General features: G+C 46.8%; 20 protein-coding genes. 13 read left to right on the top strand and 7 right to left on the bottom strand.

Annotated features, from left to right (window positions below; genetic code table 11):
- Window positions 1-51 precede the first annotated feature (51 nt).
- Window positions 52-1,281 carry a DNA glycosylase AlkZ-like family protein gene (locus MHB85_RS24040; RefSeq protein ID WP_341073830.1) on the top strand — a complete coding sequence of 410 codons (1,230 nt, stop codon included), beginning with the start codon at window positions 52-54 and terminating at the stop codon, window positions 1,279-1,281.
- Window positions 1,282-1,468: 187 nt separating this feature from the next.
- On the opposite strand, the gene fabV is transcribed toward MHB85_RS24040, so the two are convergent.
- Window positions 1,469-2,662, bottom strand: coding sequence for an enoyl-ACP reductase FabV (gene fabV / locus MHB85_RS24035; protein WP_105601762.1), 1,194 nt, complete (start codon window positions 2,660-2,662; stop codon window positions 1,469-1,471).
- 203 nt (window positions 2,663-2,865) lie between these two features.
- Here fabV and MHB85_RS24030 point away from each other — a divergent pair, with 203 nt between their 5' ends.
- From MHB85_RS24030 to MHB85_RS24015, 4 genes are all read left to right on the top strand, one after another.
- The gene (locus MHB85_RS24030; RefSeq protein WP_105601760.1) at window positions 2,866-4,146 is read left to right on the top strand and encodes a transcriptional regulator; all 1,281 of its coding nucleotides are present in this window, start codon (window positions 2,866-2,868) and stop codon (window positions 4,144-4,146) included.
- Between the two features lie 209 nt (window positions 4,147-4,355).
- Window positions 4,356-4,760 (top strand): VOC family protein, encoded by a 405-nt coding sequence (locus MHB85_RS24025; RefSeq protein ID WP_105601758.1) that lies wholly within the window; start codon window positions 4,356-4,358, stop codon window positions 4,758-4,760.
- A gap of 333 nt (window positions 4,761-5,093) precedes the next feature.
- A complete protein-coding gene (locus tag MHB85_RS24020; protein WP_074096159.1) occupies window positions 5,094-5,510 on the top strand; it encodes a hypothetical protein in 417 nt (138 codons plus the stop codon).
- A 123-nt stretch (window positions 5,511-5,633) separates the two neighbouring features.
- Window positions 5,634-6,428, top strand: a complete 795-nt coding sequence (locus MHB85_RS24015; protein WP_105601757.1) for a hypothetical protein — start codon at window positions 5,634-5,636, stop codon at window positions 6,426-6,428.
- 99 nt (window positions 6,429-6,527) lie between these two features.
- On the opposite strand, the gene MHB85_RS24010 is transcribed toward MHB85_RS24015, so the two are convergent.
- Together MHB85_RS24010 and MHB85_RS24005 are read right to left on the bottom strand one after the other, a co-directional pair.
- Window positions 6,528-7,343: a class I SAM-dependent methyltransferase gene (locus MHB85_RS24010; RefSeq protein ID WP_105601755.1), complete on the bottom strand. Its 816-nt coding sequence runs from the start codon at window positions 7,341-7,343 to the stop codon at window positions 6,528-6,530.
- A 73-nt stretch (window positions 7,344-7,416) separates the two neighbouring features.
- Window positions 7,417-8,334: a helix-turn-helix transcriptional regulator gene (locus tag MHB85_RS24005; protein WP_105601848.1), complete on the bottom strand. Its 918-nt coding sequence runs from the start codon at window positions 8,332-8,334 to the stop codon at window positions 7,417-7,419.
- 370 nt (window positions 8,335-8,704) lie between these two features.
- Between MHB85_RS24005 and MHB85_RS24000 the strand changes: the two genes are divergently transcribed.
- Entirely contained in the window at window positions 8,705-10,138 is a 1,434-nt protein-coding gene (locus tag MHB85_RS24000; RefSeq protein ID WP_105601753.1) for a glycoside hydrolase family 1 protein, read from the top strand.
- Between the two features lie 165 nt (window positions 10,139-10,303).
- Here the strand turns inward: MHB85_RS24000 and MHB85_RS23995 are convergent, their stop codons facing one another.
- Window positions 10,304-10,972 carry a phosphatase PAP2 family protein gene (locus MHB85_RS23995; RefSeq protein WP_223199760.1) on the bottom strand — a complete coding sequence of 223 codons (669 nt, stop codon included), beginning with the start codon at window positions 10,970-10,972 and terminating at the stop codon, window positions 10,304-10,306.
- Between the two features lie 169 nt (window positions 10,973-11,141).
- Here MHB85_RS23995 and MHB85_RS23990 point away from each other — a divergent pair, with 169 nt between their 5' ends.
- On the top strand, window positions 11,142-11,714 hold the full coding sequence (locus MHB85_RS23990; protein ID WP_181155585.1) for a hypothetical protein: 573 nt from the start codon (window positions 11,142-11,144) through the stop codon (window positions 11,712-11,714).
- Between the two features lie 189 nt (window positions 11,715-11,903).
- On the opposite strand, the gene MHB85_RS23985 is transcribed toward MHB85_RS23990, so the two are convergent.
- Both MHB85_RS23985 and MHB85_RS23980 read right to left on the bottom strand, forming a co-directional pair.
- Entirely contained in the window at window positions 11,904-12,689 is a 786-nt protein-coding gene (locus MHB85_RS23985) for an AraC family transcriptional regulator (protein ID WP_105601750.1), read from the bottom strand.
- 19 nt (window positions 12,690-12,708) lie between these two features.
- On the bottom strand, window positions 12,709-13,290 hold the full coding sequence (locus MHB85_RS23980) for a LysE family translocator (protein WP_091020334.1): 582 nt from the start codon (window positions 13,288-13,290) through the stop codon (window positions 12,709-12,711).
- Between the two features lie 207 nt (window positions 13,291-13,497).
- Between MHB85_RS23980 and MHB85_RS23975 the strand changes: the two genes are divergently transcribed.
- The 6 genes from MHB85_RS23975 (at window position 13,498) to mmsB (ending at window position 21,900) form a co-directional block, all read left to right on the top strand.
- On the top strand, window positions 13,498-14,505 hold the full coding sequence (locus MHB85_RS23975) for a substrate-binding domain-containing protein (protein ID WP_105601748.1): 1,008 nt from the start codon (window positions 13,498-13,500) through the stop codon (window positions 14,503-14,505).
- A gap of 91 nt (window positions 14,506-14,596) precedes the next feature.
- Window positions 14,597-16,468, top strand: coding sequence for a cache domain-containing sensor histidine kinase (locus MHB85_RS23970; protein ID WP_105601846.1), 1,872 nt, complete (start codon window positions 14,597-14,599; stop codon window positions 16,466-16,468).
- An 8-nt stretch (window positions 16,469-16,476) separates the two neighbouring features.
- Complete coding sequence (locus MHB85_RS23965) at window positions 16,477-17,775, top strand: response regulator (protein WP_374954430.1); 1,299 nt, start codon at window positions 16,477-16,479, stop codon at window positions 17,773-17,775.
- Window positions 17,776-18,095: 320 nt separating this feature from the next.
- Window positions 18,096-19,181, top strand: coding sequence for a multiple monosaccharide ABC transporter substrate-binding protein (gene chvE, locus MHB85_RS23960; protein ID WP_036674459.1), 1,086 nt, complete (start codon window positions 18,096-18,098; stop codon window positions 19,179-19,181).
- A 21-nt stretch (window positions 19,182-19,202) separates the two neighbouring features.
- Entirely contained in the window at window positions 19,203-20,768 is a 1,566-nt protein-coding gene (gene mmsA, locus MHB85_RS23955) for a multiple monosaccharide ABC transporter ATP-binding protein (protein WP_105601745.1), read from the top strand.
- A complete protein-coding gene (mmsB, locus tag MHB85_RS23950; protein ID WP_091020326.1) occupies window positions 20,737-21,900 on the top strand; it encodes a multiple monosaccharide ABC transporter permease in 1,164 nt (387 codons plus the stop codon). The genes mmsA and mmsB overlap by 32 nt, the downstream gene beginning before the upstream one ends.
- Window positions 21,901-21,969: 69 nt before the next feature.
- Here the strand turns inward: mmsB and mgtE are convergent, their stop codons facing one another.
- A complete protein-coding gene (gene mgtE, locus MHB85_RS23945) occupies window positions 21,970-23,340 on the bottom strand; it encodes a magnesium transporter (protein WP_091020324.1) in 1,371 nt (456 codons plus the stop codon).
- Between the last annotated feature and the right edge of the window lie 119 nt (window positions 23,341-23,459).

Here is a 23,459-nt window from a genome sequence, read left to right as displayed (position 1 = left end):
TTGTACACTAAATGAAGGGAAGAACCTATACATATGACAACAGCGCTGCACATGAATAAGAAAATCGTTCGGCGTTTTTTGCTGCATACACAAGCTTTACTGGGACGTTGGCCCGCCGTTTCCTTACCTTCGGGACCCAGCCAAGTTTTGAGTTTGATTCGCTCCCTTGGTTGCGTGCAGATTGATCCTGTGGCTGCTGTAACTGGAAACCAGCATTTGGTGCTGGGAGCCCGTGACCCTGGTTATACTGCTGACAGCTTAAATACGTTGCTGAGTGATCACAAGGTGTTTGAATATTTTGCAAATGCTGCCTGTGTCATTCCAATGGAAGACTATGCTCTCTTTGAACCTGTGCGTGCTCGATTAAGGGAGCGTCTGGCTCCGTCCTTGCAAGGTTTAGAGAAAACAGTGCAGCATGTGTTACAGCGTTTGAAGGAAGAAGGACCTTTACCTTCAAGAGCCTTCCGTGCTGTTGAGCGGGTTAGTGGTTATTGGGACAGTGCAGATGTGCCGAAGACCAAGGATACGACACTTGCTCTGAATTTACTGTTAGACTCCGCTGTAATTCGTGTGGTGGCGAGGCAGGGGAATGAACGTTATTTCCATATCACCGAATCCGGATTGCAGCAACAGGGACTTCCGATGAAAGAAGACATGGATGTGTTGGCCCAGAGACAGGCTCTGCTGGATAAATACATTTATGCGTATCGTGTCGTAGATGCCCGTGATCCCCGTCTCGGTTGGCTGAAATCTACAGCGGCTGAACGACGCGCCGATATTGCTGCCCGTGTGTCAGATGGGCGAATGATCCCGCTTAAGGTGGAGGACGTGGCCACGCCTTATTATATTCGTGCTGAAGATGAGGATTTGCTAATGCATATGGAAAGGGAAGAGCCGCACTATGATCCGTCAGGCCCGGTCCGTTTCCTGCCGCCGCTGGACAACCTGTTATGGAGAAGAGAACGTATTGTTGATTTATTCGATTTTCATTATAAATGGGAGATTTATACCCCAGAGGTGAAAAGAACCTACGGTTATTATGCCATGCCTATTCTTCACGGTGATCGGTTGATTGGGCGTATGGACCCACGGCTTGATCGCAAAACTGGAGTACTTACCGTTCGTTTGATATCTATGGAAGAGACTGCTCCACCTGTGGAGGAATGGATGGCGGATTTTCGGGAGGGACTTCAATTCTTTGCGTCCATGCATGGAGCACGTTCCATTACTATCGAGAAGACGGTACCAAAAGAGTTGAAAAAGCTGCTTAAATCAATTTGATTAGGGGATACATGAAAGAATGTATGGACACGGAAATTCGAATTGTTGAGCTTAATTAAAAAGGATAAAAAAAGGAGGAGCCAGAGGGCCCCTCCTTCTTCATTTGATTTTAAAATCATGTCTTTAACATGATATCCGCAAGTTAGCTTTAACGAAAACTTAAGCCCAGGTCCACGCCGAAACTTCTTTAGTTCACCAGATGAGGCATTTCAACGTTGGGATCAACATCTGCTTCATAATCCACACCATCGGTTTCAAAACCAAACAGCTGGAAGAATTCGCGACGGTAACCTTCCAGATCGGACAGATCGTAGATGTTCTCTGTGGTCAACTCATTCCAGAGCTTCGCCACTTCTTCCTGAACGTCAGCTCTCATCTCCCAATCATCAATGCGAATACGGCCTTCGGCATCGGTTGGAACTTCTCCCCCCGCATACAAACGATCAGCGAACAGACGTTGCAATTGCTCGATGCATCCTTCATGCAAGTCTTTTTCTTTCATGACTTTGTACAATGCTGAGATGTACAGCGGCACGACTGGAATTGCAGAACTGGATTGAGTCACCAGCGCCTTGGCTACAGTTAAGTACGCACGTCCACCTTTTGCACTTAGACGATCATTCAGCTTGTGTGCAGTCGCTTCCAGATGATTCTTGGCTTGACCGATGGAACCATCACGATAAATGGCATGCGTAAGTTCAGGACCGATATAAGAGAAAGCGATCGTTGTTGCATCGTCAGCAAGCACGCCGCCTTGTTGCAGGGCATCCATCCAAAGTTCCCAATCGTCTCCGCCCATAACGGTTACCGTCTGACGAATTTCCTCTTCGTTTGCAGGTTCAAGGGTAACGGAGCTAATTTCGCCTGTGTGGAAGTTCACCGTTTTGTTCGTGTAGGATTGTCCGATTGGCTTCAGCACAGAGTTAAATACTTCACCCGTGTTCGGATCGGTACGGCGTGCCGAGGCTACGCTGTATACAACCAGATCGACTTGACCGAGTTCACTGCGAATCAGTTCAACGGCTTTGTCTCGTGTTTCGTTTGCAAATGCATCACCTGTAACGCTGTACGATTTCAGGCCTGCTTCCTCTGCGGCTTTTTCGAATGCAGCGGAGTTGTACCAGCCTGCTGACGCTGTACGTTTCTCTGTGGAGCTGCTTGGACGATAAATGCCGACTGTATTCGCTCCCGCCCCAAAAGCAGAAACAACGCGTGATGCCAGTCCGTAACCGGTGGAAGCACCGATGACGAGCACATTACGGGGGCCTTTCAGCTGTGGCTGGGATTTCACATAATCAATCTGTTCCTGCACTTGCGCAGCGCAACCTACAGGGTGGGAAGTAGTACAAATAAAACCACGTGTTCTTGGTTTAATAATCATTTATTTGCATCCTTTCATATTCAGCTCATGTTTCAGCATTTCAATAAAATGCTCTTACACATACTTTCTTATTGTAAAACAATTACCTCGGAAACGGAAACCGTTTCGTTTGATTTCGCCGGAAGGGTGGCGTTATATCTCTAATTTTGCGATGATGTGAATAGAATGTACTCGCTTGTTAGGATAGAAAGGACAGGGATACCATGCTGAAGGAACGCATTGAACTGCTAAGCAAAAGAAAACAAATCTCCCGTAAAGACCTTGTGGAAGGTCTGGTCACGCAGGCCCACTTTACCAATATCCTGGCGGATCGTTATCCGCTCCCTGAGGACTTGGCAGAAGCCATCGCTGGGCGTCTTGGGGTATCCCCTTCCTATATTCTAAAGGCTGCGGCTCAGGACGAGGAAACACTCGAACGGGCAGAGGCCATCTTCGAACAAATGTCTGTTCCAGCGTCGGCGATATCCGAAGATATGGTGCATGCACTGGCAGATCGGGATGACACGTTGACCGTAGAGCTAACAACGGCCTTGATGAAGGCAGTCTATTATCAGCAGTTAAACGATGCAACGGCACATGAATATATACATAAGTCCTACCTTAATTTTTACCTGGAGAAGTATGGTCGCCCAGACGATATTGATCTGCCGCGCCCGTTAGTCAAAGCACTTTTATTCTATAAAATACAATATTATCGCTCCAAAATGGCTTTTGTGGATGTATTAACTCATGCAACCAGGCTCAGTGAGCTGGCGCTTCCTGGCAGTGAATTCTGGTTGTCTGTGCAAAATATCAAGATGGAAGCCTACATTCAGGTCAAACAGTATGAAGAGGCAAAACAGGTATTCGAGCTTACAATGCGTCATGTCTATGATCAACGGATGTTTCATCGGTTGTCTGGGTTATATGTGGCATATAGTGGTTATTGTTTTGCTATGGGGCTGGTTCAGGAGGCACTCTCTGCATTGACAATGGCGGAGGCAAACCTCGTGTATGCCGGCAACCAGGGAGATCTGGTGACGGCGATTGCCAACAATCGGATTGTCATGTTAACGATGACAGGTGAACTGGAACAGGCACAGGCTGAGATTGAACGATTTGAGTCGCTATTGCAGCAGGAAACCGAAGAAACACAGCTCGCGATGCGGCCGCTCGTCAATGTATATCAATGCGAAGTGGCTCTGGCGCGGAAGAACTGGGGCGTGCTCGCGCAAAGTGTAGATCAACTCTTGAAATGTGCAACAACACAGGATCAGCAGATGAGCGCAACCTTCTACCAGAGCCATCTGGCTCTTGCGCATGGAGATCGCGAAGTTTTCATGGAGCGAGCACTTGCCTGTCTGCCTTATTTTGAATCCGCACAGCATGTCATGCGACTTGAACCGTTATATGAGGGGATGGCCGTAGTATCCGAGGATCAGCGGAAATACAAGGAAGCAGCCATGTATTATCGGAAGCTGGTATATCTGTTACGCAAAAAGTAGAATGAATCAAAAGTAATTTTAGTATGAAATGGTATTAACCAGGAGGAGTACAAATGTTGAATAACGCTACTGACATGCTGCTGTCAGTAGCGTTATTTTATCATCACTTAAGTAAACATATTTGAAGTAAATATAAAGGGATAGAAGGCCGATTCAGGCCCCACACAATGATCGGGTACTTTTATTCTATAACAGGAAGGGTGTATTTTATGTATTTTGCTTCTGTACGCATTATTACCGACGACGTGAATCGTCTTGTTGAGTTTTATGAGAAAGTCATGGGTGTTTCGGCGGTACGTCCCGCGCCTGTCTTTGCCGAACTCGTTATGCCATCTTGCACCCTGGCAATCGGCCACTCCCAGACGGTGCCCCTGTTTGGCATTGATTCTGCCGTGGCAGCCAACAATCACACGGTCATCCTCGAGTTCCATGTCCACGATGTTGAAGCCGAATATGAGCGCTTGAAGCCGTTTGTGGACGAGTGGGTAAAGGAACCGACCACGATGCCGTGGGGGAATCGTGCTGTGCTGTTCCGTGATCCTGATGGAAATCTCGTTAATCTATTCCAGCCAGTGACCGAGGAAGCGATCAAACGTTTCAGCGGTAGGGGCTGATTCCGGGGAACAGCTCGCTCAGTGTAAAAGGTTGAAAAAGTGTGTATTCGTAATACTTATGCTTATGGGCTAAAATTCTACTGTTTTTGGCATGATGTTGTGCGTTGCCAACGCACTTGGTACAAAAAATGGCTCGCAATCGTGAAATGAAGATCGGATTAGCAGATCTTTTTTGCGGAATTAGCAACATTCCTTACTTAAGAAACGATTATCCGGTCATTCAATTACCGGATTTTTCGTTTTTTTTGTATGCCGCCAGAAGGGTATTCAAAGACAAGCCGCAGTGTTTATAATTTAACTATAAATAAAAATAAAACAAATGAGGTGCTTACTATGGGATGGTTCGGTAAAAAGAACAAACAGGAAGATGCGATTGCTAAAGCGGATAAAATGATGAATAAAGGACTCACTGGCATGATGATGAAAGGTTTCGTATCCAAGGAACATCGGGAGGCAATCAACCAAAGTCTGGATTCGGCAAAGCAGGCACAATTGGCCGCGAGTGGTTCGCTTCCATTAACGGCAACAGCAACGGTGGTGACAATCACCGATACAGGCAAACTGATCAACTTTGATCCGATTGTTGTGCTTGTATTGGATGTGACAGAGACAAACGGTAACCAGTATCAGCGAACATTGGAGACACTGGTGTCCAAAATGCAGATTCCACGAGTTGGAGATCGGGTGGGATTGGGTCAGAATCCAGCGAATCCGTCCGAACTGATCTATATGGGACTAGTGTCCATTTAGAAGGTCTTTGCTTATAAGACAGTGATACCCCATGTGTACAATACGTATAACAACGATAAATAGATATATCGTTAGAGGTATGGATAGAGATAGTAAGAGAAGGATTAAGAGAGGGTGGATCATATGGTAGGTTTCCTGAGATTCATTGGCGTATTAACTGTGTTCGGAGTAGGGTTCTCCCCATTTCTGGCACAGAAGATGTGGAATGATCCGTTTATGATTATGCAGGCATGGTGGTACACTCCGGCGATCTTTGCCGGGTTCGGGTTGATTTTTGTTCCTGCAATTTTGAGCAATATTTTTGGTGTAGGTCGAGTCAAGACAGGTTTACCGGCAGTGGGTGTCATTAAGAGCATACAACAGACTGGCACGTATATTAATGAACAACCGGAGGTTCGATTGGGTCTGACGGTGTCGCGTAAGGGGCGGGAGAAATACGATACGGAAATGAAAACCGTTATTCCCCTGACATCCATGGCTCAGTTTCAGCCGGGCAGCTTCATTCCGTTAGTGGTCTCTGTGAAGGATGAACGCAAGGTAGGGCTTGATATGAAAGGACAGTTATCACAGGAGGATATGCAGCAATTGTTGGATGAAAAGATGGTACAACAAGGGGTATCCCCTGAGATGATGGATATTGCAAGAACAGGCGAAAAAGCCATGGCCAAGATTCTCGATGTCACTCCACTTGGCAGTGGAGGCAGTAATAAGATCAAGCTTCAACTCAAACTTAGCATAACAAAGACAAATGGTGAAACGTTTAATGTGACAACGCAAAAAGAAATTTTGTCTTCTGCGCTGCCGCAAGTGCAGCAAGGCCATATCATTAACGTCATTTATTCAAGACAAGACCCGACAAAATTGGTGTTGGCATTGAATGTACAAGAGCGACAATTAAGTGACTTATTCTCTTCCTGAGAATATAGCCAAAAGGAGGTCGTACAGGTCATGGTTATGACATGTACGACCTCCTTTTGGCATTTGGTATGTAGGAGAGATGCAAGCGACGTACTACATTCAGACAATACCGAGGCGCATGCGATAAGAAAAGAGTACTTTTCTGGATTGTCCGTCAAATACACGATTAGCCAGCACTCTGAACTCGTCAGCAGCTGTTAATAGATCATCCGCTCCGAGCTTCAACGCCGTTTGCAGGCCGCCTTGGCTCAGGGCGAGATTGACATATCGATCGGCTGTGAATGTCTCGTGGTGATGAAATACGATTTCCCGAACATATCGGAACAGCCCGGACTGCTGAATCTGCTGCAAATGCCCATCCTTGCTCCATTTGTGTGCGTGACTATCCTGGGGAGCCAGACTGGCTGCTCGTTGATCTGCTTCCTTATTCAGCTGCAGATAGGCTTGTTCTAACTGCCAGTCTAACATTGGCGGCCAGTCGCAATCGTAGGCTGCAAATATGCCGCCTGTACGAAGTACACGTGCAAACTCGCGTAGTGTGGGTTGCGGCTCCATCCAGTGAAATGATTGGGAGCAGGTCAGCACATCCACACTGCCATCTGGTAGTCCGAGGTCGTGAGACAAGCCGGACACAAACCGCAAGTTATCCGGCTTCCCGGCAGATTCCCACTTGGATTCTGCTACAGACCTCATGTCATCGCTGGGTTCGAAGCCGATGATACGTTCTGCCTCATTAAGCCAGATCCACGATGATAAGCCGGTGCCACAGCCAACATCTGCGACCATACGCGGTGTGCTGCCAAGATATGTCGTTAGAATATCCACCACTTCAGTGGGAGCAGCTGGCCGATTTTGATCGTATAACGTACCAAAACCTTTGAAACGTTCCACATTGTTGCGTCTAATGTCTTGCATGGATAAACCTCCTTCGGTCAGGTGGATGATGGAGAGTCAGCTGTGATCAAAAGTTGTATAGGCCTATATTATATCATTCATTGTTAGGTAGTTTGTTCATGACGTTCTGCAAATGTTCAACGGCTTGGATATGACGTCTGAGCAATTCCTGTCCAACATGAACAGGCTCGATTACGGTTAGCTCCGAACCGAACGATAGCAGGAAGGAGTAGAGCCATTCCCCTACATTTAATTCGAGAGACACACGGAGCCTGCCATCAGGCTCTTTTTTAATGAGGGAAGGTTCGAAAAAATCATACACTCGGTATGCAATATTGCTGGAGAACGAGAGTGTCAGAGGAGTCAGGACAGGAGCTGCTTCTGATTCAGGGTCGTTTGATCCGGCAGTAACAGAGTGATCGTGTTTTCTCGCCAGAAAAGTCAACTGGGTGATCCGTTTCATCTTAAATGTCTCGAATTCTCTCCGGTCAGGGTCATCATGGATATATCCTTTGAAGTACCATGTACTGTTTTTGAATATAAGTTTCTGTGGCTCCACCGTTGGAATGCTCTTCTCTCCATCCGAATTAACATAATGAAACGTAATCAGTTGATTCGTTAATATGGCTTGTTTTACTTGATTAAAAAGTTCTCTCTCTTGCAGGGGGATGCTGCCCCATGGTGAGAAATTGAATTCGATCCAATCCAGCTTGTGATCAAACAGAGCGGTCAGTCGTTGCAGCATATGAGCACTATTAAGGTGTGGGATCGCACTGATGCTGTATAGTCCCATCAAAATTTCATTCTGGTCTTCTTCCGACAGCAGGGACTTGTCCATGACATAGTTGTCCATCAGATGGATACCGCCATGCTTGCCGGTCGTCGTATAGACGGGGATGCCCGCAGCGCTCAGCCGGTCGATATCACGGTACACCGTACGTACCGAAATCTCGAACATACGGGCGAGTTCGGGTGCTGTGGCCTTCTTTTTCTCCAATAACAAAAGCAACATTCGAAATAATCGGTTATTTTCCATGCTCTGATTATACCATGACAATAGGTGTCAGGGTATGGGTGGTACACTGGTTACATGGTCTTACGAAGACATTTTGACTCAGTCTTATAACTTGTTCTTCATTTATTGCGAAGTAGTGAAGGGGACGATATCGATTCTGACGAAACGAAGTGTTCGCTAAAAGCTTTCTGTAAGAAAGCTACTTCGGAAGCAAACGCTATCATCGGATTTTTTCCATTTAGAAATAAGAATAAAAGAAATCCGAGGATAACAGCGATCAGAAGAACGATTCGTGACCGGAACGGCTACTCGCATAATATCAAGCATTTTATATCGAAATGAGTTAATTATGAAGGAGGAACTGGTCATGACAATGAAAGAAGGATTTTACTGGGGTGGCGCAACGGCTGCCAATCAATTCGAGGGTGGATGGAACCAGGGTGGCAAAGGGCCAAGCACGTCTGACATGATGACAGGGGGAACCCACACGATTCCACGCCGGATTACGCCTGTATTGGAAGAGGGCACGTATTATCCGAGCCATGAAGCGGTTGACTTTTACGGACATTACAAAGAAGATATTGCCATGATGGCAGAGATGGGCTTCAAAATGTTCCGCATGTCCATTAACTGGTCCCGGATCTATCCGAACGGTTACGAACTGGAGCCAAACGAAGAGGGATTGCAGTTCTACGATAATGTCTTTGCCGAGTTGAAAAAATACAATATCGAGCCGCTCGTAACGATCTCCCATTATGAAACGCCATTCGGTCTGACACAGAAGTATAACGGCTGGGCTTCCCGTGAAGTCATCGACTGTTATATCCGTTATTGTACAACTCTCTTCAACCGCTACAAAGATCAAGTGAAATACTGGCTGACTTTTAACGAGATCAACTGTCTGACGATGCCGATGGGTGCTTATATGGCTGCAGGTATTCTGTTTGAAGGTAAAGAGACATTGGTCGACGGAGTGGATGATCCACAGACTCGTTTCCAGGCATTACATCACCAATTCGTTGCGAGTGCCAAAGCGGTGAAGCTGGGACATGAGATTAACCCTGATTTCCAGATCGGCTGTATGGTCGCTTTCATGACAACCTATCCAAACACATGTAACCCGGACGACATGCTGCTTGCACAGAAGAAAGACCAAATCTCCAATATGATCTGCGGTGATGTACAGGTTCGTGGAGCATATCCTGGATTCGCCAAACGTTTCTTCGCCGAAGAGGGCATCCAGATCGAGATGCAACCGGGAGACGAACAGACCCTGCGTGAAGGCTGCGTAGACTTCTATTCCTTCAGTTATTATATGTCTTTGGTTGAAAGTGCGGACGAGTCCCTGGAGAGAGCAGAAGGTAATCTGCTTGGTGGTATCAAAAATCCATATCTCGAAGCTTCCGACTGGGGATGGCAGATCGATCCAAAAGGACTGCGTTACACGTTGAATCATCTGTATGATCGGTACCAGATTCCATTGATGGTGGTTGAGAACGGGCTTGGCGCTGTTGATGTGGTAGAGGAAGATGGCTCCATTCAAGATGATTATCGCATTGATTATCTGAAGGGCCACATTGAACAAATGAAAGAAGCCGTAGCGGATGGCGTAGACCTCATTGCCTACACAATGTGGGGATGTATCGACCTGGTTAGTGCATCCACTGGAGAGATGAAGAAGCGTTATGGCTTCATTCATGTCAACAAGGACAACGACGGTAACGGAGATTTGAGCAGAACACCGAAGAAGAGTTTCCACTGGTACAAAAAAGTTATTGAATCGAATGGTGAAGAGTTATAAATTGGTGTGAAAAAAAACAGATCAGCCTGTTCCCTTAATTGGGACAAGCGGTACATGTGGTCCTGAACGAATTTAGGACTAGTAAATATGAATATTAAAAATACCCGGCTATCCTTTAGTTAAGGAAAGCCGGGTATTTCTTTGTGTAGATCAATAGCGGGCCGCTTAGGCCAGCCTTCTGCTTTGCAGTTGGGACATACGCTCCAAATGCCGCCGATAAAACCATATGCATGTGGAGAGCCAGCAACCACTCAAGAAGTATCCGCCTACGATATCACTTGGATAATGCACCCCCAAGTAGATACGACTTATACCAATGGTCAGTATAAATACGGCGCTGGCAACAATCATCAGAACACGTCCGGTGACGGTGGGTACATGTTTCCAGATTAGAAAGGCCAGTCCACCGTACAGGCTAAATGCGGCCATAGAATGCCCACTGGGAAAGCTATAGCCGCTCACTTCGATAATCCGGTTAATGGTAGGTCTGGCACGCTGGAATACCAGCTTGAGCAATGCATTTAACAGGGTTGAACCGGCGAGCACACAAGCGAGGAAGAGTAGTTCGCGTTTGTGTCGCAGCCAAACGTATAACACAATCATGGAAATGATTGTAATGAAAACTACAGGCATTTCACTGCCGATCCAGGTGAAAAACTGCATGAATTGCGTCATGCTGGGGGATTCCAACCCCTGAATCCAGCCGATCAGCGTATCATCAAATCGATGAATCTGGTTGTCGCTGATGGATAGGGCGATGCTTATAAAAGCGATCATGCATAACGCTGCAAAGAGCAGCGGGAATGAGATGTTCTTTTTCCAGTTGTGTATCAAATGTCGAGTTCCTCCGTGATGGTTGATTTCGTATGTTGTGTCCTTGCGTATGTCGGACATAACGATATTTGTATTGTGCTATAATTTTACAATAAATATAGCAGCAATAAAAATATGTAACCTTAACAACGCTTATTCAAGCAGAGAATGTAGGAGGGGAGCGGTCGGAATGAAACGACGTTTGGTGATGTGCATGTTGATCTTACTGTTGGTTACATCTGGGTTAGCTCTATTTCCCGGAGAGAAAGTGTATGCTTGCAGTTGTGTCGAGAATGATGTTCAAGAGAGATTGAAGACAAACACAACTGTATTTACAGGAGAAGTGGTGAAGAAGGGACGTTCTCAACAGTCGAAGCATGATGGCTTATTAAGAGAGTATACCTTTGATGTAGATACGGCATGGAAGGGAGTTGATGCCAAAAAGATGAAAATCCTTGCGAGTGACGGAGGATCTGAATCCTGTGGCATTCAATTTGAAAAGAATCAGTCCTACCTGATCTATGCTTATCGATATGAATTGGATCATAAGCTACATACGAATCTGTGCAGTCGCAATGTTCCAATTGAACAAGCCGGAGATGATCTGAAATTGCTGGGCGCAGGCAAGGTTGTGAGTGAAGAAGACTTTGGAGAAACTAATGATGGGCGAAGTGGGCCTTTCTATCTTATCTTATACGGTACAGTCATTTTATTAGCAGTGTTGGCAGTTGTGTGGGTCTGGAGAAGAAAGAAAAGAGTGTGATTGCCCAAGGACAGACAGAATCTGAAGAAGCGAAGCGTTCGCCTAAAAGCCTTTTGAAAGAAAGCTGCATCGAAAGCATACGCTATCCCCGAATCTTCCCTTTATAAAAAGGGATCAAAAAAATCTGGGGATAACAGCGATCAGAAGGTTATTCTGTCATCTGAGTGGCCAGTGTAAATATTCTTTAGTTCAATTTTTAAAGTTCAGCTGCAACATGTATTCATAGGCTGTGACACCAAATACCCGTTTGAAATGCCGGTTCAGATGGGTCAGATCAACAAATCCGCAATCGGCAACAGCAGTATATACGTCCTTCTGCTTTTCAATGGACTGACGGGCACGCTCTACTTTGCAGTTTAAGAAAAACTGGTAGGGGGATATGCCTGCATGTGCCTTGAATTCACGGATAAATTGAAACTTGGACATGCCAAATTCGGAACTCAGGTTGTCCAGCTTGAGCACATCTTCGGTGCTGCAAAACATGATTTCCTTGGCTTTGCGGACCAGGTTGTCCTGAGGCAACCAGAGCTTGGTGTCCATTTCCTTCTGAGCCAGCAGGTGAACCAGATTGAAGACCCGTTCGCTGCACTCGGCTTCGTCCTGTCTGAGTTGAACGGCATCGTTCAGCATCAGAATGTTACGTGCAAGCTCGGGGTCATAGACGATGGGACTTCCAAAACGCAATTCCTTTTTACCTATAATCTCCTCTACCAAATCCGGCTTCAAATACAGCATCACATAGTCAATGCCAGCCTTATCATAGGAGCTTCCATCATGAGACTGTTCGCGGTTGAATAACATGACACCATTTTGGTGAGACGCCTGATATTGTCCGTCCAGGTTGTATTGTTGAATGCCACGCAGGGTTACGCCGACCGCATACTCTTCATGGCAATGTTTTTTGTATGCAAAATCAGTAAAGCTGGCGGATAGTGCCAGCACGTCTTGCGACTTTTTATAGTTAAACCGTTCCATGCAGCACACCTCCCAAGCTTTAGATTAATCCGGATACTATAATGGCTGAGTATAACAAAAAAAGTGCCATGAGAATACTCAGTAATTTTTGGTGGCGATTCAGCAACGTTCTGAAAACCGTGCCAAAAACAACCCAACTGGAATAGGCCAGAAATCCAATGAATGTAATCAGCAGCACGAACAGGAACGAAGAAAATGAACTTTGATAAAAGGGCAATACATAACTTGGAATGACAGTGAAAGTAAACAAGACGACCTTTGGATTCACAAATTGCATGATAAAACCGTTCCAGAATCCGGTAACTTGTTTCGGTGCATCCTCGGTGGTACCCATTTTGTAGATCTGGTACGCCAGATACACCATGTAAAGGCCGCCGACAATCTGCATCACCTTCAGAATTCCAGGTAACACTCCCGCAAGAAGCTGATTAAGAAAAGCTGAAGCGGTAAGCAGCAGACCAAATGCCAACGTAGCTCCCCAGACATAGCGCATTGTTTTTCGTGCGCCAACGATCTGTGTAGAAGAAAGAATTACGATATTGCTGGGGCCAGGGGTGAATGTAACAACGATGCAGTAGATTAAAAAAGATGCAAGATTCATAATGATGATGCTCTCCTCTGGTTGTAGTCTAGTTCCATGATCATACGTCCAGAGGGAGAAACCATATAGTACATTATTGCAGCAGGTACACCGTTAGCAACAGGAGCTTCCTTTTAAAAAGATAAGGGGGAGTTTTCTTTTTGAATGATTGCGTTTACAATTTAAACGAAGTACAAGGTGATCAGACAACTTGAGGAAGTGAACGGAATGAAAAAAATGCTGCTTGTTTACATTTTGCTAATCTCAGCATTTGCGTTGTATGTGTTGAGATTCGAATACACCAGTCAGGTAAACAGTTCATGGGAGGACCGTGGGCTGCGCGGTGATATCGGTGAGACGTATATCATGATTACATTCCAGTCCGGGCTGGAGTATTGGAAGAGCCCGCTCAAAGGATTCGAGGATGCCGGGGATGCACTTGGCGTGACCGTAGAATATCGCGGGGCTACCCGGTATAATGCGAAGGAGCAGACCATGGTAATCGAGCAGGCTATCGCTCGTAAACCCGCAGGCATTGCCATATCTGCAATCGATCCTCAATCGCTAGTACCAGCGATCAACAAGGCAGTCGACGCAGATATCCCTGTTGTCTTATTCGACGCGGATGCACCTGATAGCGAGGCCTATTCTTTTCTAGGGACAGATAATTACAAGTCAGGTGTAATGGCTGCCGATAAAATGGCTGAACTGCTGGGGCGTGAGGGAGAGGTCGCGGTATTAACCTTGCCTGGGCAACAAAATCATGAAGAGCGGACGAAGGGCTTCCGCGATACGATCAAGAAGAGATACCCTTCCATGCAGATCGTTGAAGTTGCAGACGGACACGGTGATGCGATGGTATCCAGAGACGAAACACAGAGAATGATGAAGGAACATCCCGAGCTGGCGGGTATTTTTGTGACTGAAGCCACCGGAGGAGCAGGGGCGGGGGAAGCCGTTCAAACTACCGGGGACAGACATCCATTGCAGATTATTTCGTTTGATACAAATAAGGCCACATTGGATATGATCAAGAACGGTACGATCTCAGCTACAATTGCACAGGGAACCTGGAATATGGGATATTGGTCACTCCAATATTTGTTCCATCTGCATCACCAGTTAACGGTTCCTGCCCCATCCTCATCCGGTGAAAATGCACCGCTTCCCGTGATGGTGGACACAGGGATCTCTGTGGTGACACGCTCGGATGTGGATGATTACTATGCCAAATAACAAGGAGGATTTCAAGAGTCCAAGGCCTTGGAGCAGGAGAGCAATTCTCTCAACTTTTAAGAATGGGATTCGGCGTTTACGCTTGCGTAATATGCCTCTTCGATACCAGCTGATGCTGCTTTTTCTGCTATTTGCCATTGTACCTTCCGTAGGGCTTGGGTTGCTTGTGAACTGGACGGTGGAGCGGGTAGTTGAACGACAGGTTGAAGGGCATACCATGCAGCTGATTGGCAAAGTGAATGAAGCTCTGAACAGCAAAATGGAGAATTTGCAGAATATGACCTATCTGATTGCATTTGAGCCGGATATTGATGCTTTTATGAACGACAAAATGCCGTTGAATGATGATGATGCAGACGGTGAACCGATAAACATGGGCACAATTGCCGAAACGGAGCAAAATCGGTTATATGGCATCAAACAAACCTTGCAGGGATTCACAACATTGTATCCTGAAATCGCCGGGATTGTTCTCGTCAATGCAAGTGGTGACTATATTAGCAACGAGATGTATCCCCGAGCAGAGCAGAGCCTGATCCAGGAAAATTGGTACCAAGAAGCCGCAGCCAATCCGGGCATATTCATGGTATTGGGCCAGCCAAAAGAGCGTAATCTCACGACACATGTACGGTACAAGGATGATGAGATTGTATCGGTTGCGCGTTCCATCACGGATGAAGCGTCAGGGCGTGTGCGAGGCGTTATTATGATTGATCTAAAACTAAGGTCCGTCTCTCAGGCTGCCCGTAATGTAACCTTGGGGAAATCCGGTTATGTGATGGTGACGGATGCAGAAGGTCAAAGTGTATACAAGCCGGAGCACCCCCTAATAGAAGACATTCCCACAGACTGGTTCCCCTCCGGTGAGAGTGGAACATTTACCGCCGAAACAGAAGGTGGAACGTTATTATTCATGTATCAGTCGTCTACCTTTACGGGTTGGAGAACGGTAGGAGTATTTCCCACAAGAGACTCCATATCCGAAGTACGCCAAATCCAGTTTTACGTGGTTAGCTTTGTATTTGTGGTGTGTTTGTTTGGCCTGAGCGCCTCTTCATGGTTCTCCCGTTCCATTGCTCAGCCCATTTTCCGGCTCATGTCCTATATGCGCAGGGCGGAGACCGGCAATCTCAGACCAGGTCGCTGGAGCGACCGGGCTGACGAGATTGGCATGCTTGGCAACAGTTATAACCGAATGCTGGTACAGATTCGACAACTGATATCACTAAATGAATTGCGGGAGCGGCAGAAACGCGACGCTGAAATGCGAAGTTTGCAGGAGCATATCAAACCACACTTTTTGTACAATACCTTGGATACAATTCATTGGATGGCACGCAAAGAGGGTGCAGAAGATGTATCCGGCATGGTTGGTGCGTTATCTCGATTATTTCGTATAGGGCTTAGTAAAGGACAGGATTACATTCCGCTGCATTCCGAGATTGAGCATATGACCAGCTATATGCAAATTCAGCAGACACGATACCGCGATCGTCTTCAGTATACATTGAATGTTCCAGAGGAACTGCGGGATCTTTTTGTGTTAAAGCTGCTGCTTCAGCCCCTGATAGAGAATGCAATCTATCATGGAATCAAGGGCAGGCGTGGGCCAGGACACATTCGGGTGGAGGCCAGATTGGAACATAACAGACTGCTGCTGACCGTTCAGGATAATGGAGCAGGCATGTCCAACGAACGGCTTGCCGAGATGCAGCAGCTGCTCGAAGCTCCTTTGGCAAGTTTGGAAGCGTCTACGCCTGGGATGACAGGCAAAAGTTATGGAATGTTGAATGTGCAGGCCCGTCTCCGGCTGTCCTTTGGCGATGAGTACGGTATTGTGCTGGAGAGCCAGGAAGGGGAAGGAACTAATGTGACCATTATTCATCCGTTGATGCGAGAGCTCCCGACAACCAAGCAAATCAGTAACGAAGAGAGGCAGGAGAGTGAATGGGAAAATTCATGAAGTCGACCGTGACAACTTCCACTGAAACAGATGAGACATCCGGATTGACTACAGTAATGGAGATTACGCCGGATAGCCATGTGGCGAAGAAATACCGCGTGCTCATCGCTGATGATGAACCGATCATTCGTGAGGGGATTCGGGATGCCATTGACTGGACAACTCTCGGGATGGAGGTTGTTGGTGAAGCGGAAGATGGCGAGGAAGCGCTGGAACGGGCGGCTGATTTGGGTGTGGATATTGTTCTCGTTGATATGAATATGCCATTCCTGAACGGAATCGAACTAATCCGTGCCCTTCAGCAGAAGTGCCCGGGCTGTCGTTACCTGATCATCTCGGGACATGATGAATTTGCATATGCGCAGGAGGCGGTTCGTCTTGGCGTAGAGGATTACATCTTAAAACCTGTGCAAGCAGAACAATTACATGCTGCGCTTGAGCGATTACATCAGCGACTTACTGAAGAGCACCAGAGGACGGCATATGTACAACAGGCAGCCCATCAGATTGAACGTAATATCCCGTTGCTTCGCCAGCGATTTATGCTGGAGTGGCTGGAGGGGCAGGCTGAAGGGAGGGATCTGACCGAGCAGCTTGTGTTTTTGCGGTTACCCGCCGTCCCACCTGTGCAGGTCGGGGTCGTACGCTGGCCTGCCGCTGAAGCTCGTCAGACGATACTGAGAGAGAATGATCGTCAGTTGTTTCTGTATGCAGTGGAAAATATAATCAGTGAACTGCTGGGGGACGTGCCACATGTCCTGTTTCGGGACGTAAGCGGGTTGATCGGCATGTGTCTGTGGCAGGAAGCCCCTGAAGAAATAGAGTCCCTTCTGGAACAACAGATTAGTTCTTGCCTGAATATTGCCATTCATGCTCATGTGGCGACACATGCAGGGACACTGGAAGAAACGCCGGATTCTTACCGTCATTGCCGTGAACGGGTATACGGAGAAGTGCAGTTGTCGCCTCTGGTTCGCCGGGCAAGACAACTTATTCACGAAGAATATGCCGAGCGGGAACTGACCCTGGAATCGCTCGCTTCCCGTCTACAAGTATCTGCCGTATATCTTAGCCGTGTGTTGAAGAAAGAGTTGAATGATTCCTTTGTCACGCTTGTCACGCATGCTCGCATTCGCAAGGCTATACAGCTTTTAGATTCAACAACACTGCCGATCCACACCATAGCTGAGCGTGTAGGTTATGATACCCAGCATTATTTCAGCACTGCATTTAAGAAAACAATGGGCATTTCGCCAGTGCAGTATCGAAAGAACGGGGGAACGGCTTATCATCCTTCTGCGAATTAAATATCGTATTACAGTTGTTCATTCAGACGTGTGATAATTGAAATGGATGTGTTCTACTTCGTGTGAAGCGAAGTGGAGCATGTCCTTTTTTTTTTGACTCTGGTATGGTATCTCATGGGTCACACTTGTATTTTAAGCGTTTCCATCAAAAGTTAAATTTTTATAAAAAAGGTTCAAAACGTGCAAAGACCTTACGGCTTCTCCAATGCTACCATTGGTCTCAGACAGGAACACCAAGCAACAGAATGTACCATATGCATTGTAAGCGTTATCTTAGAACTCATTCAGAACCGTATGACGTGAGGAAAGGGGAACTTCATATGAAAAAAGGAGCAATGCTCATCTGGCTTCTGGTGATGACCTTGATGCTCTCGGCCTGTAATCTGGCAGAGAGTGGCCCAGGCAGCAAAGAAAAGGGATATGTCGGTATATCGATGCCAACCAAATCATCAGAGCGATGGGTGGGAGACGGGGAGAACATGGTCCGTCTGTTTCAGGAGCAGGGGTACAAAACCGATCTTCAGTATGCTGAGGATGTGGTTGAAAATCAGATTTCACAGATTGAAAACATGATCACCAAAGGTGTGGATGTGATGGTTATCGCGTCCGTGGATGGCAATACATTAACGGATGTAATCAAGAAAGCGCATGACGAAGGGATCCAGGTGATCTCGTATGACCGGCTCATTCGCAATACGCCCTATTTAACCTATTATGCCACGTTCGACAATTTTAAGGTAGGTGTGCTTCAAGCCTCCTACATCGAACAAAAGCTTGGGCTCAAGGATGGAAAAGGACCATATAACATTGAGCTGTTTGGTGGCTCTCCGGATGATAATAACGCCTATTTCTTCTTCGACGGTGCGATGTCTGTGCTGAAGCCATACATCGATTCCGGCAAACTGGTCGTGCGCAGCAAGCAGATGACGATGGCCCAGATTGCGACCTTGCGCTGGGACGGTGCATTGGCCCAGTCAAGGATGGATAACCTGCTGAGTGCGTATTACTCGGGTGATAATCTGGATGCAGTATTATCTCCTTATGATGGAATCAGTATTGGTATCATCTCATCCTTGAAAGGGATCGGTTACGGTACTTCGAACAAACCGCTGCCTGTTATTACAGGACAGGATGCCGAACTTGCTTCGATCAAGTCGATTGTGGCCGGGGAACAGACGCAGACGGTGTTCAAGGATACGCGGAAGCTAGCGGAGAAGACGGTAGAGATGGCCAATAGCATTTTGCAAGGAAAACAGGCTGAAGTTAATGATAAAACATCATATAACAACGGTATTGAGGTTGTTCCGGCGTATCTCTTGGATCCCATCTCCGTGGACCGTACAAATGTGGAGCAAGATATCGTTGGTACCCAGTATTACACGAAGGAAGAAATAGGACTGAAATAATAAATGAAAGGAGCACATCCCATGGCCGGAATCATTCTGGAAATGAAAAACATCACCAAAACCTTTCCTGGCGTCAAAGCGCTGGAAAATGTCAATCTGAAAGTCCGTGAAGGCGAAATTCATTCCATATGTGGTGAAAATGGCGCAGGTAAATCTACGTTGATGAAGGTACTGAGTGGTGTATATCCACATGGCACGTATGAAGGCGACATTTTATTTCAGGGCAAAAATTGTGAGTTCAAGGATATTAAGCAGAGCGAGGATCTGGGGATTGTCATTATCCATCAGGAGTTGGCCCTGATTCCCTACCTTTCAATCGCGGAAAATATATATCTGGGCAATGAACGTGCCCACAGAGGCATTGTGGACTGGAAAGAAACATTTGTGGGTACACGAGAACTGCTCTCGAAGGTGGGACTGAGCGAAAATCCAAACACGCTGGTATCCAGCATCGGGGTAGGCAAACAGCAACTGGTCGAAATTGCGAAGGCGCTCTCCAAAAAGGTTCGGCTGCTTATTTTGGATGAGCCAACCGCTGCGCTGAACGAGGACGACAGTGAAAATCTCCTGCAATTGATGCTGGAATTCAAGAAACAGGGCATCGCCTGTATCCTGATCTCACACAAGCTGAATGAGGTATCCAAGGTATCCGATTCAGTGACCATTTTACGAGATGGCAAGACAATTGAGACGTTGGATATGAAGAAGGAAAAAGTGACGGAGGACCGGATTATTAGCGGAATGGTAGGACGTGATCTCACCAGCCGTTATCCGGAGCGTCATGCGACCATTGGTGAAGTTATCCTTGAGGTAAAAGACTGGACGGTATATCACGAACATCATGCCGAGCGGAAAGTACTGGATCAGATCCATATGAATATCAGACGTGGTGAGATTGTAGGTATTGCCGGGCTGATGGGCGCTGGGCGTACCGAACTTGCCATGAGTATCTTTGGCAAATCCTATGGCCGGAATATTTCGGGTCAACTCATTAAGAATGGCAAACCGATCCACAACAATACCGTCACAGAGGCTATTCAGAATGGGTTTGCTTATGTGACAGAAGACCGCAAGGAATACGGACTCATTCTGATGGATGACATCAAGCGCAATATTTCCTTAACGGGTCTGAGCAAGCTGACGCGAAACGCGGTAGTGAACGAGCGCGAAGAAGTGCTGGTCGCGGAAGAGATGAAGAAAAGCATGAATATCAAAGCACCAAGTATTTTGCAGAAGACCGGTAATCTGAGTGGTGGCAACCAGCAAAAAGTGGTGCTCAGCAAATGGATTTTTGCCGGACCAGATATTCTTATCCTGGATGAACCTACCCGCGGTATTGATGTGGGAGCGAAATTCGAAATCTATACGATTATTCATCGGCTTGCTGCTGAAGGCAAGGGCGTACTGGTAATCTCATCCGAGCTTCCGGAGGTTCTTGGCCTGTGTGACCGGATCTATGTGATGAATGCCGGACGAATCACCGGTGAAGTCAGCCGGGAGCAAGCATCGCAGGAAACGTTGATGAGATATATGACCAAGTCTGGAGGCGGCAAGCATGGAAATGATAACAAAACTGTTCAAAAATAATATCCGTCAATACGGCATGATTATTGCCTTGGTAGTGATTATGCTCTTGTTCGAGGTACTTACAGGCGGGCTGTTGCTCAAGCCGATTAATATTACAAATTTGATTTTGCAGAACAGCTACATTCTGGTGCTGGCGATCGGAATGGTGCTGGTCATCATTACCGGACATATTGACTTGTCTGTTGGTTCCATTGCAGCCTTTGTTGGTGCTGTTGCCGCAATTATGATGGTTGATTGGCAGCTTCCGGCTTGGCTTGCAGTCATCGCATCCTTGCTGGTGGGCGCTTTGATCGGTGCATGGCAAGGCTTCTGGATCGCATATGTACGAATTCCGGCATTTATCGTGACGCTGGCAGGGATGCTTCTGTTCCGCGGTTTGACGATGATTGTGCTGGAGGGACAGTCGATCTCTCCTTTTCCGGGTGGATTCCAGAAAATAAGCTCGGGTTTCCTGCCGGATATTCACTTCTCAGGCTTCGGTCTGGTATCCATTATTGTGGGTCTTGTGCTCACCGTCTGGTACATTGTCAATGAACTGCGGGAACGCCGTTCCCAGCGAAAATATGGATTCGAGGTTGTATCACAGGGACTATTTCTGCTCAAGTTGATTGTGGTGGCTGCCGTGACCAATCTGTTTACATTTGTACTCGCGAGTTACGCGGGAATTCCGAATATTCTGGTCCTGCTGTTTGTCCTGATCGTTGTGTACTCCTTCGTTATGAATCGTACTGTCATGGGACGGCATGTGTATGCGCTTGGAGGTAATGAGAAGGCCGCAGGTCTGTCTGGGGTCAAAACAAAAAAGGTTACCTTTTGGGTTTTCGTGAACATGGGTACGCTTGCCGCGGTATCCGGGTTGATCTTCGCCGCACGTCTGAATGCGGCTACGCCAAGAGCAGGTACCAACTTTGAGCTGGATGCCATTGCGGCCTGCTTCATCGGTGGTGCTTCCGCTTCAGGGGGGATAGGTACGGTATTTGGTGCCATCATCGGTGGTTTGGTTATGGGTGTGTTGAATAACGGGATGTCCCTGATTGGTCTCGGTATTGACTGGCAACAGGGGATTAAGGGATTGGTACTGCTGCTGGCTGTAGCATTTGATATCTATAATAAAAATAAAAGATCAGCGTAACACTTGGTAAAATGAAAAAACAGACCTTGATCTCAGGATCAGGTCTGTTTTGCTGTATGCACAACTTAGTTACATCAAGGCATCGAGGAAACGTGTGGCGATTCCAAAATAGATAAACAGGGACAATATATCATTCAATGTGGTGATTAATGGGCCAGAGGCAACAGCCGGATCGACTTTGAAACGACTAAGCAGAAGCGGGATGCATGTACCGGTCAGCGTACCAATGACAAGAGTGAGAAACAGAGATACCCCAATAATCGCGCCCAGCAGCCAGTCCCCTTGCCAGAAATAAGCAATGACGGTGATCAGTAATCCGCATACCAAGCCAATCATTGTGCCTACTTTGATCTCCCGGCCAATCAGTGCGAGTACGGTGGCTTTGTCGAGCTTGCGTCCGATTAGTCCTCGTACTACGACAGCCAGAGATTGCGTTCCTGTGTTACCGGTCATACCCGCGATCATCGGCATAAAGAATGCCAGTGCGACAACCTGATTCAGTGTATCCTCGAAAAAATCCACGATGCTTCCTGAGATTAGGCCAATCAGCAGTAATAGAATGAGCCAGGGAAGCCTGCGTCTGACGGCCACGAGTGGTTTGGTATCAAAGTCGATATCCTTGCTGCCGCCCCCCATCTTGGCCAAATCTTCACTTGCTTCATCCATAATAATATCGATGACATCATCCATCTGAATGATACCGCATAACCTGTGATTTTCATCCACCACCGGAAGTGCAATAAACTCATAACGCTGTAGAAGCTGTGCTGCTTCTTCCTGGTCCATATCTACCGTTGCATGGATCACCCGCCGGGTCATTAGTTCTTCAACCTGGGTCTTATCGTCAGCCAAGGCAAGGGATCGATAACTCACGACACCGACCAGTTTGCCTTCATTATCGGTTACATAGAGATAACTGGAGGCTGAGATATGCATAGTACCTTGCGATTGTCGTAAGGCCTCCTTGGCTGTCTCATGAGCGAGCAGGGTCCGATATTGATCTGTCATGATACGCCCTGCCGTCTCCGGCGGGTAATTAAGCACGGATCGGATAATAGCAGAGTGATCCAGGTTCATGTTGGACAGCAATTCTTCTCTGCGTTTGGCAGGCAAATCGTGCATGAACCGGATCAAATCACTTTTGTCCATCTGCTGCATGACTTCAAGTGTTCGTTCCGGCCCAAGTCGTTCAAACAGTTGAATCTGTTCGTGCAGCTTCAAGGTCTCGGCGAGATCCGCCAGAGCATCGGGTTTGAACAGGAGCAGAAACCGATTGGTTTCTTCTTCAGGGAACTTTTTATATACAAGTGAGAGGTCGTAGGGATGCAGTTCTTTCACCAATTTATAAAAATCGGGAAGGTTCCGGGATTGTACATGCTGCACGAGTTGCTCGGTGATCTCCTCCACGGAGAAATCTTTCTTGGTATGAGGTCCGTTCATATCGAAACTCCTTTCTAAACGTTCAGCTTCATATTTTTAAACGAAATGGGTTGGCAGTTAAACAAATGGAGAAAAAATGAGAGTCCCAAAATGATATTGTAATCTTGCTCAAACATTCG

Origin of the sequence: Paenibacillus sp. FSL K6-4396 (genome assembly GCF_038002525.1) — a bacterium.
In the GTDB taxonomy this organism is placed as follows: domain Bacteria; phylum Bacillota; class Bacilli; order Paenibacillales; family Paenibacillaceae; genus Paenibacillus; species Paenibacillus amylolyticus_B.
The sequence above is the reverse complement of the archived record's forward strand: the minus strand, read 5'-3'. Positions and strand labels throughout refer to the sequence as shown.